General features: G+C 63.4%; 9 protein-coding genes and 2 riboswitches. Of the genes, 4 read left to right on the top strand and 5 right to left on the bottom strand.

Annotated features, from left to right (window positions below; all coding sequences use genetic code 11):
* Positions 1-127 precede the first annotated feature (127 nt).
* Entirely contained in the window at positions 128-3,838 is a 3,711-nt protein-coding gene (gene metH / locus ELQ88_RS20080) for a methionine synthase (RefSeq protein WP_138967251.1), read from the bottom strand.
* Positions 3,839-4,171: 333 nt separating this feature from the next.
* Here metH and nfuA point away from each other — a divergent pair, with 333 nt between their 5' ends.
* Positions 4,172-4,756 (top strand): Fe-S biogenesis protein NfuA, encoded by a 585-nt coding sequence (gene nfuA / locus ELQ88_RS20070; RefSeq protein WP_045057579.1) that lies wholly within the window; start codon positions 4,172-4,174, stop codon positions 4,754-4,756.
* 156 nt (positions 4,757-4,912) lie between these two features.
* Here the strand turns inward: nfuA and cobM are convergent, their stop codons facing one another.
* The 4 genes from cobM to ELQ88_RS20050 all read right to left on the bottom strand — a co-directional run bounded on the left by cobM (position 4,913) and on the right by ELQ88_RS20050 (position 7,074).
* A complete protein-coding gene (gene cobM / locus ELQ88_RS20065; RefSeq protein WP_128872723.1) occupies positions 4,913-5,659 on the bottom strand; it encodes a precorrin-4 C(11)-methyltransferase in 747 nt (248 codons plus the stop codon).
* 82 nt (positions 5,660-5,741) lie between these two features.
* Entirely contained in the window at positions 5,742-6,155 is a 414-nt protein-coding gene (locus ELQ88_RS20060; RefSeq protein ID WP_128872722.1) for a cobalamin biosynthesis protein, read from the bottom strand.
* Positions 6,152-6,859 carry a CbtA family protein gene (locus ELQ88_RS20055; protein ID WP_138967247.1) on the bottom strand — a complete coding sequence of 236 codons (708 nt, stop codon included), beginning with the start codon at positions 6,857-6,859 and terminating at the stop codon, positions 6,152-6,154. The genes ELQ88_RS20060 and ELQ88_RS20055 overlap by 4 nt, the downstream gene beginning before the upstream one ends.
* A gap of 11 nt (positions 6,860-6,870) precedes the next feature.
* A complete protein-coding gene (locus ELQ88_RS20050) occupies positions 6,871-7,074 on the bottom strand; it encodes a CbtB-domain containing protein (RefSeq protein ID WP_138967245.1) in 204 nt (67 codons plus the stop codon).
* A 119-nt stretch (positions 7,075-7,193) separates the two neighbouring features.
* Positions 7,194-7,421, bottom strand: a riboswitch (cobalamin riboswitch).
* Positions 7,422-7,613: 192 nt separating this feature from the next.
* Positions 7,614-7,827: riboswitch (cobalamin riboswitch) on the top strand.
* Positions 7,828-7,926: 99 nt separating this feature from the next.
* Between ELQ88_RS20050 and cobW the strand changes: the two genes are divergently transcribed.
* The 3 genes from cobW to ELQ88_RS20035 all read left to right on the top strand — a co-directional run bounded on the left by cobW (position 7,927) and on the right by ELQ88_RS20035 (position 13,876).
* Entirely contained in the window at positions 7,927-8,988 is a 1,062-nt protein-coding gene (cobW, locus tag ELQ88_RS20045; RefSeq protein ID WP_138967244.1) for a cobalamin biosynthesis protein CobW, read from the top strand.
* 3 nt (positions 8,989-8,991) lie between these two features.
* A complete protein-coding gene (gene cobN, locus ELQ88_RS20040; protein WP_138967242.1) occupies positions 8,992-12,789 on the top strand; it encodes a cobaltochelatase subunit CobN in 3,798 nt (1,265 codons plus the stop codon).
* A gap of 88 nt (positions 12,790-12,877) precedes the next feature.
* Positions 12,878-13,876: an AAA family ATPase gene (locus tag ELQ88_RS20035; RefSeq protein WP_138967240.1), complete on the top strand. Its 999-nt coding sequence runs from the start codon at positions 12,878-12,880 to the stop codon at positions 13,874-13,876.
* The last annotated feature ends 15 nt before the right edge of the window (positions 13,877-13,891 follow it).

The following is a 13,891-nucleotide window of genomic DNA, read 5'->3' as shown; positions in this document are numbered from 1 at the left end:
TGTGTCAGGCGGCATCGTTATCGACTGTGAAGACGCCTTCGCTGGCAAGCGAGCTCCTACAGGGGGTATGTGTACACCGTGCAGGAGCTGCCGCAGGCTCGGGCCGCGTTCGGACGATCTTTTGATCTCAGTTGTCGTAACCCAGGTTCGGCGCCAGCCAGCGCTCGGTCACGCTCAGCTCCTGGCCTTTGCGCGACGTGTAGCTCTGCACCTGGTCCTTGTCGATCTTGCCCACGGCGAAGTACTGCGCCTGCGGGTGCGCGAAGTACCAGCCGCTGACCGCCGCCGCCGGGAACATCGCGTAGTGCTCGGTCAGGAACACCCCGCTGCGGCCCGCCTGCATTTCGCTGGCTTGCGGGTCGAGCAGTGCGAACAAGGTGCCTTTCTCGGTGTGATCCGGGCAGGCCGGGTAGCCCGGAGCAGGGCGGATGCCGGTGTATTGCTCCTTGATCAACGCCTCGTTGTCGAGCGTTTCGTCCTTGGCGTAACCCCAGTAATCCTTACGGACCTGCTGGTGCAGCCATTCGGCGCAGGCCTCGGCCAGGCGGTCGGCCAGGGCCTTGACCATGATCGAGTTGTAATCGTCGCCGGCATCCTGGTAGGCCTTGGCCACTTCTTCGGCGCCGATCCCGGCGGTGGTAATGAACCCCCCCACGTAGTCGGTGACTTCGCTGTCCTTCGGGGCCACGAAGTCGGCCAGGGAGAAGTTCGGCTTGCCGTCGGTCTTGATGATCTGCTGGCGCAAGTGATGCAGCTTGGCCAGTGGCTTGCCGTCGTCGCCGTAGAGCTCGATGTCATCGTCGCGCACCTGGTTGGCCGGCCAGAAGCCGAACACCGCACGGGCGCTGATGAGTTTTTCGTCGATCAGCTTGGCGAGCATTTCCTGGGCATCGGCGTAGAGCGAAGTGGCGGCTTCACCGACCACTTCATCGGTGAGGATGCGCGGGAACTTGCCGGCCAGGTCCCAGGAGATGAAGAACGGCGTCCAGTCGATGTATTCGGCCAACACCTTGAGGTCGATGTTGTCCAGCACTTTGGCGCCGGTGAAGGTTGGTTTGACCGGGGTGTAGCTGCTCCAGTCGAACTGCGGCTTCTTGGCGACCGCGGCGGGGTAGCTCAGGCGTTCGGTACGGGCGCTGCGGTTGGCGGTGCGCTCGCGGACTTCGATGTATTCCAGGCGGGTCTTTTCGACGAACGCCGGTTTCAGTTCCTTGGACAGCAACTGGGTCGCCACGCCCACGGCGCGCGAGGCGTCGGTGACGTAGATCACCGCGTCGTTGCTGTACTTCGGTTCGATCTTCACCGCCGTGTGCGCCTTGGAGGTGGTCGCGCCGCCGATCATCAACGGCAGGTGGAAGTCCTGGCGCTGCATCTCGCGGGCCACGTGAACCATTTCATCCAGCGAAGGCGTGATCAGGCCGGACAGGCCGATGATGTCGCACTTCTGCTCCTTGGCCACTTGCAGGATTTTCTCGGCCGGCACCATCACGCCGAGGTCGACGATGTCGTAGCCGTTACAACCCAGCACCACACCGACTATGTTCTTGCCGATGTCGTGCACGTCGCCCTTGACCGTGGCCATCAGGATCTTGCCCTTGGCTTCCGGCTTGTCGCCTTTTTCCAGTTCGATGAACGGAATCAGGTGGGCCACGGCCTGCTTCATCACACGGGCGGATTTCACCACCTGCGGCAGGAACATCTTACCGGCGCCGAACAGGTCGCCGACGATGTTCATGCCGGACATCAGCGGGCCTTCGATGACTTCGATCGGCCGGGCGAACGACTGGCGCGACTCTTCGGTGTCTTCGACGATATGGGTGGTGATGCCCTTGACCAGTGCGTGTTCCAGGCGCTTGTTGACGTCCCAGTTGCGCCACTCTTCGGTCTCGGCTTCCTTGACGCTGCCGTCGCCCTTGTACTTGTCGGCGATGGCGAGGAGGGCGTCGGTGCCCTCCGGGGTGCGGTTGAGGATCACGTCTTCGACGGCGTCGCGCAGTTCGGCCGGGATCTGGTCGTAGATCTCCAGCTGGCCGGCGTTGACGATACCCATGGTCAGGCCGTTGCGGATCGCATACAGCAGGAACACCGAGTGAATCGCCTCGCGCACCGGGTTGTTGCCGCGGAACGAGAACGACACGTTGGACACGCCGCCCGAGGTCAGGGCATACGGCAGTTCGTCGCGGATGTAGGCGCAGGCGTTGATGAAGTCCACGGCGTAGTTGTTGTGTTCTTCGATGCCGGTGGCCACGGCGAAGATGTTCGGGTCAAAGATAATGTCTTCCGGCGGGAAGCCGACGTCATTGACCAGGATGTCGTAGGAGCGTTTGCAGATTTCTTTCTTGCGCGCTTCGGTGTCGGCCTGGCCGGCTTCGTCGAAGGCCATCACGACCACGGCGGCACCGTAGCGCTTGCACAGTTTGGCGTGCTGAATGAACTGCTCGACGCCTTCCTTCATGCTGATCGAGTTGACGATGCCCTTGCCCTGGATGCATTTCAGGCCGGCTTCGATCACTTCCCACTTGGAGGAGTCGATCATGATCGGTACACGGGAGATGTCCGGCTCGCCGGCAATCAGATTGAGGAAGGTCACCATGGCCTTCTTCGAATCGAGCATGCCTTCGTCCATGTTGATGTCGATCACCTGGGCGCCGGCTTCGACCTGCTGCAGGGCGACTTCCAGGGCTTCGGTGTAGTTGTCGTCACGAATCAGCCGGGCGAACTTGGCGGAACCGGTGATGTTCGTGCGTTCGCCGACGTTGACGAACAGCGAGCTGCGATCGATGGTGAAGGGTTCCAGGCCCGACAGGCGGCAGGCCTTGGGAATCTCCGGGATCGCGCGCGGTGCGTAACCGGCCACGGCCTTGGCGATGGCTTCGATGTGACCCGGGGTGGTGCCGCAGCAGCCGCCAACAATGTTGAGGAAGCCGCTTTGGGCGAATTCTTCGATGACCTTGGCGGTTTCCGATGGCAGTTCGTCGTACTCGCCGAATTCGTTCGGCAGGCCGGCGTTCGGGTGCGCGGAGACGTAGGTGCCGGCCTTGTTCGACAGCTCTTCCAGGTACGGGCGCAATTCGCTGGCACCGAGGGCGCAGTTCAGCCCGACCGAGATCGGCTTGGCGTGGGCCACGGAGTTCCAGAACGCCTCGGTGGTCTGGCCCGACAAGGTGCGGCCCGACGCATCGGTGATGGTGCCGGAAATCATGATCGGCAATTCGACGCCCAGTTCTTCGTAAACCCCTTGCACGGCAAAGATCGCGGCCTTGGCGTTCAGGGTATCGAAGATGGTTTCGATCAGGATCAGGTCGGCGCCGCCTTCGATCAGGCCCTTGGTGGCCTCGGTGTAGTTTTCCACCAGTTCATCGAAGGTCACGTTGCGATAGCCGGGGTTGTTCACGTCCGGCGACAGCGAGCAGGTCCGGCTGGTCGGGCCGAGCACGCCGGCGACGAAGCGCGGCTTGTCCGGCGTTTCCAGGGTCTTGGCGTCCGCCACCTTGCGTGCCAGGCGGGCGCCTTCTACGTTTAACTCGTACGCCAGGTCCTGCATGCCGTAGTCGGCCTGGGACACCTGGGTGGCGTTGAAGGTGTTGGTTTCCAGAATGTCGGCGCCGGCGTCCAGGTAGGCTTTTTCGATCGAGCCGATCACGTCCGGGCGGGTCAGGATCAACAGGTCGTTGTTGCCCTTGACGTCGCTCGGCCAGTCGGCGAAGCGTTTGCCGCGGTAATCCTGCTCCTCGAGCTTGTAGCTCTGGATCATTGTGCCCATACCGCCATCGAGTATCAGGATGCGCTCTTTGAGGGCGTGCTTGAGAGCTTGAAGGCGAACACTGCGATCGGACATTGGGACTACTCGGAAAGACCATGACGAAGGGGCGGGATGATAGCAAACCTGTGCGGTTTTGGAGTATGTTGCGGTTTTGCATGAATCTGGCTCATGTTGTCGCCGTTACCCCGCCCTGTAGGAGCTGGCTTGCCAGCGAAGGAGGTCAACGATAACGCGTTCGGTCTGGCTGCACGCGGCGCCCGGGCATCCTTCGCTGGCAAGCCAGCTCCTACAGGGGGGCCGGGTGTCCGGAAGACCGTTGTCGCATCCGTACTTTTCCGACATAAATACTAGGACTTTGTCCGGCGCGTTGATTGGCGTAAACTGCGCCCAAGCCTGCGAGGAGTTTCCATGACCGCTATTACCATTACCGACGCCGCCCACGACTATCTGGCCGATCTGCTCTCCAAGCAGAACACGCCGGGTATCGGCATCCGCGTCTTTATCACCCAGCCTGGCACCCAGTACGCCGAAACCTGCATTGCCTACTGCAAGCCGGGCGAAGAAAAACCTGAAGACACGGCGCTGGGGCTGAAAAGCTTCACCGCCTACATCGATTCGTTCAGCGAAGCGTTCCTGGACGACGCGGTAGTCGACTACGCCACCGACCGCATGGGCGGCCAGCTGACCATCAAGGCGCCAAACGCCAAAGTACCGATGGTCAACGCCGACAGCCCGATCAACGAGCGTATCAACTATTACCTGCAGACCGAGATCAACCCGGGGCTCGCGAGCCACGGCGGTCAGGTCAGCCTGATCGATGTGGTCGATGACGGCATCGCCGTGCTCAAGTTCGGCGGCGGCTGCCAGGGCTGCGGCCAGGCGGACGTCACCCTGCGCGAAGGCATCGAGCGCACCTTGCTTGAGCGTGTTCCTGAGTTGAAGGGTGTTCGGGACGTGACCGACCACACGCAGAAAGAAAACGCCTATTACTAAGGTGTTCGCTGCGACATGAAAAACGGCGCCCCGTGAGCGCCGTTTTTTTATGGGTGAAGTTCAATGGCCTCTTCGCTGGCAAGCCAGCTCCTACAGGGGAATGCGTACCTCTGTAGGCGCTGGCTTGTCGGAACGCCGAACCGCAGCGAAGGGGCTCTATGGCCGATACAAATGCGCATGCCCGGCGCGATACAGCGACGACTCACTGAAGTGATCGCTGCCCAACACCCGGCCCACCAGAATCAACGCCGTCCTCCGAAACCCCTTCGCCTCAACCTTCCCGGCAATATCCTCAAGCGTCCCCACCACCCAATCCTGATCCGGCCAGGTCGCCCGGTGAATCACCGCGATCGGACAGTCCGCACCGTAATGCGGCAACAATTCGACCAGGATCTTCTGCAGATGATTGACTCCCAGATGGATCGCCATGGTGGCTCCATGCTGCGCCAGGCTGCCCAACTCTTCGCCGGCCGGCATCGTCGTCTTGTCGGCGTAGCGGGTCAGAATCACGCTCTGTGACACATCCGGCAAGGTCAACTCCGCACCCAGCAGGGCCGCACAGGCCGCTGTCGCGGTCACGCCGGGAATGATTTCAAAGGCAATGTCGAGTTCACGCAGGTAGCGGATCTGTTCGCCAATGGCGCCATACAGGCTCGGATCGCCGGAATGCACCCGCGCCACATCCTGGCCCTTGGCATGGGCGCACTTGAACAGTTCGATGATCTGTTCCAGGTGCAGTTCGGCGCTGTTCACCAGGCGTTCGGCCTGATGACCTTCGAGTACGGCGGCGGGCACCAGGGAGCCGGCATAGATGATCACCGGGCAGCTGCGGATCAGCCGTTGGCCTTTGACGGTGATCAGTTCCGGGTCGCCGGGGCCTGCGCCAATGAAATAGACAGTCATTGTCGGTTCCTGTGAAAAAAGGGCCTGGGCAAGGCTTCAGATGAAGATTGCTCATGATCGAAGGCGGGGATTATCGGGGATTTTAAGCAGCGCCAGCCAGCGCGAGGGTGGCCTGGGCATATTTCTGTCGTGAAATCAGCAGTTTCGCCGGCGCCTGGGCCAGGTGTTCGGCCAGGGCCAAGGCGGCACTTTCCGCGACGCCGTAACAGCCGGTGCGTTCGAACGCGATGTCCGAGCGGTGGCTGAGTTGCGGTTGATAGCCGGCCAATTGTTCGCTGCTGAAATACATCAGCGGCAGCGCGAGCTGTGCGGCCAGTTCGATCAGGCCCGGTTCTTCGCGCTTCAGGTCGATGCTGGCTAGTGCCTTGACCTGGTGTAGCTCGATGCGATGAGCCTGCAGCGCCTGGTCGAGCAATGCCCGCAACGTGCCGACGGGGCAGCCGCGCTGGCAGCCCAGGCCGACCACCAGGGTCGGCAAGGTGCTGTTATCCGTCATGCGTGGTATTGGCCAGCGCTTTTGCGGCGGAACAACCAGGCGCTGATCAGGCCCAGGGCCAGCCAGAACGCGACGTTGGTCAGCTGCGAAGCGATTTTGAACTGCGACTCGAGCGCTTCCGGAGCGAGCATCGAGTGCACTTCCGGTTGTGGCGCGCCTATCACGTGGGGCACGGCGAGGATGGCGACGCCGAGGACCTTCATCAGCCAGTGACGGCTGAACACGATCAGGGCGATGCCGGCTGCGGTGGAGGCGGCAGTGCCGATCCACCAGACCTGCCGCTGCGCCAGATCGGCCGCGACAGTTCCCGGCAGTTCAGGCGGCAGGCCGAGGGTCGGCGCGAGCACGAAGGTCGCATAGCCGGCCAGGCCCCAGAGCAGGCCTTGAGAGGTGTTGGTCGGGGCGCGCAAGGTGTAGAGGCCGGCGAGCATCAACGCGAAACCGACCGCGACCACCAGGTTGCCACCGGTGGTCGACAGCACGCGCTGCCAGCCGTCTTCCGGCTCCCAGGCCTCGGCGTCATGGCTGTGAGCGGCGACAGCACCTGCGGCGTGCTCATGCACTTCAACAGCCGCCGGCTCGGATTTTTCGTAGGTCTCGGCCTGCAGAATCAGCGGCGACACCCAGAAACTTTGCAGCAGGGTCAGCAACAGGGCGGCCAGCAGCCCGGTGAAACCTGCGGTTTGCGCGATACGCTTGATCATGTCGGCAGGTCTCAATGGCACGGGAAGGCGGCGCTGTGACGGGTATCGTGCGCGGCATTGTGCACCGCTTCGATGTGCGAGAAACCGGCAAAATAGACCAGGCACACGCCGAGGATCGACGCGCAGGCGGCGGCGGTCAGGCGTTGAGTCAGGGTCGTGGTGCTGCTGGCGGTGCTCTTGTCTGTGTTGCTGCCGGTGCTGCTGATGATCGACATGGCGCTTCCCTCTGGTCTGTCAGTGGGTGAATAGAGCGCATGGAAGACCCCTGCGAGTCGCGCACGCAGAGGTTCAAACAGCGCCCGCCCACCGCGGGTTTGTTATTCAGTGAGCATAATGGTCACTTTGTGTTGCGGGCCGGTCTCCGGGCTCACGAGGGGCTTTGGCTTTCGCCGTGACCTGCAAGCATCACCTTCCCATGCCGAACGCTGGCACAGTGGATCTGACGCTTCGCTCGCTTACCGTTGCGGGGGCAGCACCGGACTGACATGGCCTTGAGTAAAGCACATGATTCACCGGTTTCCCGTTTCACCCTGTGAAGGGCACCCGTAACAAGGCGTGTAGGAGAGCATGGGCGGGGGTTGGGCGTCAATTGGCAAGGGTTCTCACTTGATACCGAGGCGCTCCATTCGCGGGCGAGCCTCGCGCCTGCAGGTCGGCGGCGCTCTTGTAGGAGAGAGCGGTGCGGCGATCCGACTTGCCCGCGAAGGCGTCCTGACGGCTGACCACAAGACATTGACCCGCCCCCACACCATGCGTAGCCTTGCGCATTCGAGGTTCTTCGGCATTTGCCGAAGCTAAGAAGGGAACGCGGTCGATGCCGCGGCTGCCCCCGCAACTGTGAACGGTGATGTTCGCTGCCACGCCACTGCAAACCCTGTGCAACGGGTTCGCGGGAAGGCGCAGCAAACGCCAGTCCAACGACTGGCACACCGTCAGCCAGGAGACCTGCCTCGACACAGATTCTCACTACAACCGGGCGGGGTGATCCGGTGGCGAACTCTTCCGCGCGCGCATCCGTCGCAGCGATTGTCGTCCCGTATGCCCGCCACCTTGCCAAAGGGCATCCGATGAAAACACTGGCCAAACTTCCCGTCACCATCGTTACCGGCTTCCTCGGTTCGGGCAAGACCACCTTGCTGCGGCACATGCTCGACAACGCCCAGGGCCGTCGCATCGCGGTGATCGTCAACGAGTTCGGCGAGCTGGGCATCGATGGCGAAATCCTCAAGCAGTGCGCCATCGGCTGCACCGAGGAAGAAGCCAACGGCCGCGTCTACGAGCTGGCCAACGGCTGCCTGTGCTGCACCGTCCAGGAAGAATTCTTCCCGGTGATGCGTGAACTGGTGGCCCGTCGCGGCGACCTCGACCACATCCTCATCGAAACCTCGGGCCTGGCCCTGCCAAAACCCCTGGTGCAAGCCTTCCAGTGGCCGGAAATCCGCAGCGCCTGCACCGTTGACGCGGTGATCACCGTGGTCGACAGCCCGGCCGTCGCCGCCGGCACCTTCGCCGCATTCCCGGACCAGGTCGACGCCCAGCGCAAACTCGACCCGAACCTGGACCACGAATCGCCGCTGCACGAACTGTTCGCCGACCAACTGGCCAGCGCCGACCTGGTGATCCTCAACAAGGCCGACCTGATCAGCCCTGAAGACCTGGCCCGTGTGCGCCTGGAAGTCGCCGAAGAACTGCCGCCCGCGGTGAAAGTCATCGAAGCCAGCAGCGGCCGCCTGCCGCTGGACGTACTGATCGGCCTCGGTGTCGGTTCCGAAGCGCACATCGACAGTCGTCACAGCCATCATGATCATCACCATGAAGGCGAGGACGATCACGACCACGACGCCTTCGATTCGATCTCCATCGAACTGCCGCAAGCCGACGAAAGCCTGCTGCTGGATGCCTTGACCCAACTGGTGGTCCAGCACGGCATCCTGCGAGTCAAAGGGTTCGCCGCGATCCCGGGCAAGCCGATGCGCCTGCTGATCCAGGGCGTGGGCACGCGCTTCGACAAGCATTTCGACCGTCGGTGGGGCGCCGATGAAGTGCGCACCACGCGCCTGGTGTTGATCGGCCAGGAACTGGACGCGACGCTGCTCGAAGCGCAATTGCGCGCCGCACTCAGCGTCTAAGCCATGCACCTGCTCAGGACCCAGCCCGGCGGTTTCGTGTCGGATGACAATATCGCCGACCTTGGACAGACCCCCGCCGAGCTGGTGATCCTGTGCAGCGGCGACTCCAGCCTGGCGCTGCTCGCCGAAGCGGCGCAGCAGTTGCCGGACGATTACCCGAGCGTGCGCCTGGCCAACCCGATGCAGGTGCAGAATCATGCCTCGGTCGACCTGTATGTCGACCAGGTCCTGCGTCACGCCAAGGTCATTCTGCTGTCCCTGCACGGTGGCATCGCCTATTGGCGTTACGGCGTCGAGCGGCTGGTGGAGTTGTCGGGGCGCGGTGTGCAGCTGATCCTGGTGCCGGGCGATGACCGTCCGGACCCGGAACTCAGCGACCTGAGCACTGTGGTTGCGCAAGACCGCGACCGACTCTGGCATTACCTGCGGCAGGGTGGCATGGCCAATGCCCTCGATCTGTTTCGCTGTCTCGCCACTCGTTGGCTGGATCGCGACTACGCCTGGGCCGAGCCGCAGACCCTTGCGCGCACCGCGATCTACCATCCACGCCAAAGCCCCGCCGCGCTGCAGGATTGGCAAGCCGACTGGCAGGCCGATCAACCGGTAGCGGCCGTGCTGTTTTACCGCTCGCATCTGCAGGCGGCGAACACCGCGTTCATCGATGTGTTCTGCCAGCGCCTGCAGGCGGCGGGGCTTAACCCGTTGCCGATTGCGGTCGCCAGTCTGAAAGAGCCCGGCTGCCTGGCCGTGGTCGAGGACCTGCTGGATGAGGTGGCTGCCGGGGTGATTCTCAACACCACCGGTTTCGCCCAGTCCAGCCCCGAAGCGCCGCAGTTGCGGCCGTTTCGCCGCAACATTCCAGTGATTCAGGCCATTTGCGCCCAAGACAACGAACCCGGCTGGCGCGCCAGCGAGCAGGGCCTCGGTCCGCGTGACCTGGCGATGCACATCGCGCTGCCGGAGCTGGACGGACGGATCATCAGCCGGCCGATCAGTTTCAAGGACCTGGCCTGGCGCAGCGAGCGCAGTCAGTCGGACGTGGTGTGTTATCGACCGCAACCGGAACGCATGGATTTCGTCGCCGAACTGGCGCGGCGCTGGATTGATCTGGCACGGGTACCCAATGGCGAGAAACGCATCGCGCTGATCCTGGCCAACTACCCGACCCGCGACGGTCGCATCGGCAATGGGGTCGGCCTCGACACACCTGCCGCCGCGCTGAACATCCTGCGTGCGCTGCATAAAGAAGGTTATCCGCTACCGGCCGAACTGCCAGACAGCGGCACCGCGTTGATCCAGCAGTTGCTCGGCGGCGTCAGCAACGACCTCGACACCCTCGACCAGCGACCGTGCCATCAAAGCCTGGCACTGAACGACTACCGTCTGATGTTCGACGCGCTCCCCGAAGCCAACCGTCAGGCCGTGCTGGAACGCTGGGGCGGCCCCGAAAGCGATCCGATGTTCCGCGGCGGGCGGATGATGATTGCCGGTTTGCGCTTCGGCCTGACCTTCGTCGGCATTCAACCGGCCCGGGGCTATCAGGTCGATCCGAGCGCGGTCTACCATGACCCGGACCTGGTGCCGCCGCATGGCTATCTCGCGTTCTATTTCTGGCTGCGCAACACCTATGGCGCCCACGGCGTGATACATGTCGGCAAGCACGGCAACCTTGAATGGCTGCCGGGCAAGGGCGTCGGCCTGTCGGAACAGTGCTGGCCGGATGCGCTGCTCGGGCCGCTGCCGAACATCTACCCGTTCATCGTCAACGACCCGGGCGAAGGCGCCCAGGCCAAGCGCCGTACCCAGGCGGTGATCATCGATCACCTGATGCCGCCGCTGACCCGCGCCGAAACCTACGGGCCGCTGCGCAACCTCGAGTTGCTGGCCGACGAATATTACGAAGCGCAATTGCTCGATCCCCGGCGCGCCCGGGAATTGCAGCGGGACATTCTGCAACTGGTGCGCGACAGCCACATCGACCGCGAACTGCAACTGGATGAAAAACTCGACAGCGATGCCGATGCGGCGATCTGGCTGCCGCGTCTGGACACCTACCTGTGCGACTTGAAAGAGTCGCAGATCCGCGATGGCTTGCACATTTTCGGCGAATCGCCGACCGGGCGTTTGCGTATCGATACCTTGCTGGCCCTGCTGCGAATTCCCCGTGGCGACGGGCGAGGGGCGCAATCGAGTGTGTTGCGGGCATTGGCCAAGGCCTTCGATCTGGGGTTCGATCCGCTGGATTGTGCGCTGGCAGAACCATGGACCGGACCGCGGCCGATTGAACTGCAATCCCTCACCGATGAAGTCTGGCGCACCGCCGGTGACACACGCGAACGCCTGGAATTGTTCGCCGCTCAACTCATCTCGCAGACAGTGAATCCTCCTCAAGCCAACCCAAAACCCCGTGGGAGCGAGCTTCCACAGGGTCCCGGTTGGTCTGAAGTAAGCGCCATCATCGACAGCCTGCGCGAAGTCGTCGCGCCGCGCCTGGATGCCTGCGGCCCGGCGGAAATGCGCGGCCTGCTCGATGCCTTGAGCGGTCGTTTCGTCATGGCCGGCCCCAGCGGTGCACCCAGCCGCGGGCGCCTGGACGTGCTGCCGACCGGGCGCAACTTCTATTCGGTGGACGTGCGCAACCTGCCGACCACCACCGCGTGGCGCATCGGTTTCCAGTCGGCCAACCTGATGCTTGAACGGCACCTGCAAGACCATGGTGATCACTTGCGCCAGCTCGGCCTGTCGGTCTGGGGCACCGCGACCATGCGCACCGGCGGCGATGACATCGCCCAGGCCATGGCGCTGATGGGCGTGCGGCCGGTCTGGGCCACCGGCAGTCAGCGGGTCGACGATTTCGAGATCCTGCCGCTGAGTCTGCTCGACCGTCCGCGGGTGGACGTGACCTTGCGCGTGTCCGGCTTCTTCCGGGATGCCTTTGCCAACCTGATCCGCCTGTTCGACGCCGCCGTGCAAGCGGTCGCCGCCCTCGACGAGCCGGACGACCTCAACCCGTTGGCGGCCAAGGTCCGCACCGAGCGTGAAACGCTGCTGCAGTCGGGTCTGGATGAAGAGACGGCTCGACGCCAGGCCGGTTGGCGCATCTTTGGTGCCAAGCCCGGTGCCTACGGCGCGGGCGTGCAAGGCGCGATCGACGGTCGCCTGTGGCAAAGCCGCCAGGACCTGGCCGAGGTTTACCTGAACTGGGGCGGTTACGCCTACGGCGGTTCCGACGAAGGCACCGCCGCCCGTGAACAGTTCGCCCAGCGCTTGAGCCAGGTGCAGGCGGTGCTGCAAAACCAGGACAACCGCGAGCACGACTTGCTCGATTCCAACGACTATTACCAATTCCAGGGCGGTATGCTCGCTGCCGTGGAAAGCCTCAGCGGCGCACCGGCGGCCAGTTACCACGGCGATCACAGCCAGCCGGACCTGCCGAAGATCCGCACCCTGAAGGAAGAGCTGAACCGGGTGATCCGTTCCCGGGCCGCCAACCCGAAGTGGATCGACGGCGTGAAGCGCCATGGCTATAAAGGCGCGTTCGAACTGGCGGCCACGGTCGACAATCTGTTTGCTTTCGACGCGACGACGCAGTTGATTGACGATCACCAGTACGCATTGCTGGCGGACGCTTATCTGCTGGACCCGGCGACCCGGGACTTTGTTCGCGAGCACAATCCCCATGCACTGCGCGACATGACCGAACGCCTGCTGGAAGCGCAGCAGCGGGGCATGTGGCAGGAGCCGGGTGAGTACCGCGAGGCGCTGGAGAATTTGTTGCTTGATATAGAAGAAGACAGCTAATGCGCCGCAAAACCCTGTGGGAGCAAGCTTGCTCCCACAGGGATTAAGGTGCTGCTGATGGATCACCGACCATGACTGAGTATTAAAGATGACCGACACCCCGCATTTCCCACTCTCCGCCGTGGTCGGCGCCGACGACTTGAAACTCGCCCTCTACCTCACCGCCATCGACCCGAAAATCGGCGGAGTGCTGATCGAAGGCCCGCGCGGCATGGCCAAATCAACTCTGGCCCGAGGCCTGGCGGACCTGCTCGCCAGCGGTCAATTCGTCACCTTGCCCCTGGGGGCTACCGAAGAACGCCTGGTCGGCACCCTCGACCTCGACGCCGCGTTGAGCGAGGGTCGCGCGCAATTCTCCCCTGGCGTGCTGGCCAAGGCGGACGGCGGCGTACTGTACGTCGATGAGGTCAACCTGCTGCCCGATCACCTGGTGGACCTGTTGCTCGACGTGGCCGCCAGCGGCACCAACCTGATCGAACGCGATGGCATTTCCCATCGGCATTCGGCGAAGTTCGTGCTGATCGGCACCATGAACCCGGAGGAGGGCGAACTGCGTCCGCAATTGCTCGACCGCTTTGGTTTGAACGTCGCCCTCAGCGGCCACACAGTGCCGGCCGAACGGGGTCAGATCATTCGCCGGCGACTGGATTTCGACAGCGATCCGCATCACTTTTGCGTCGAGTGGGAAAGCCGGCAGCAATCCCTGCGTGAGCGTTGCCAGAACGCGCGCAGCATCCTGGCAAGCATCCCCCTCGACGATCAGGCGCTGGCACAGATTACCGAGCGCTGTTTTGCCGCGGGTGTCGATGGCCTGCGCGCCGATCTGGTGTGGTTGCGCGCAGCCCGTGCCCACGCTGCCTGGCGCGGTGCGAGCGCCATCGCCGGGGAAGATATCGATGCGGTTGCCGAGTTCGCCCTGCGCCATCGTCGTCGGGAACAGGCGCCGCCTGCGCCACCACACAATCAACCCCAGGCTGGCCAGCAAGCCAACCCTGGGGAAGGCCAGGGTCAATGGGGCGAATTGCCCGCCCAGGCCTTGCCGGTCGGGGCCCGCCGTGAAGTGCCGAGCTGGCCAAAAAAGCCCTAGGCATTCGCCCTCGAT

It is taken from the genome of Pseudomonas sp. MPC6 (assembly GCF_006094435.1).
Classification (GTDB): domain Bacteria; phylum Pseudomonadota; class Gammaproteobacteria; order Pseudomonadales; family Pseudomonadaceae; genus Aquipseudomonas.
This window is presented reverse-complemented; position numbering and strand designations above follow the sequence as displayed.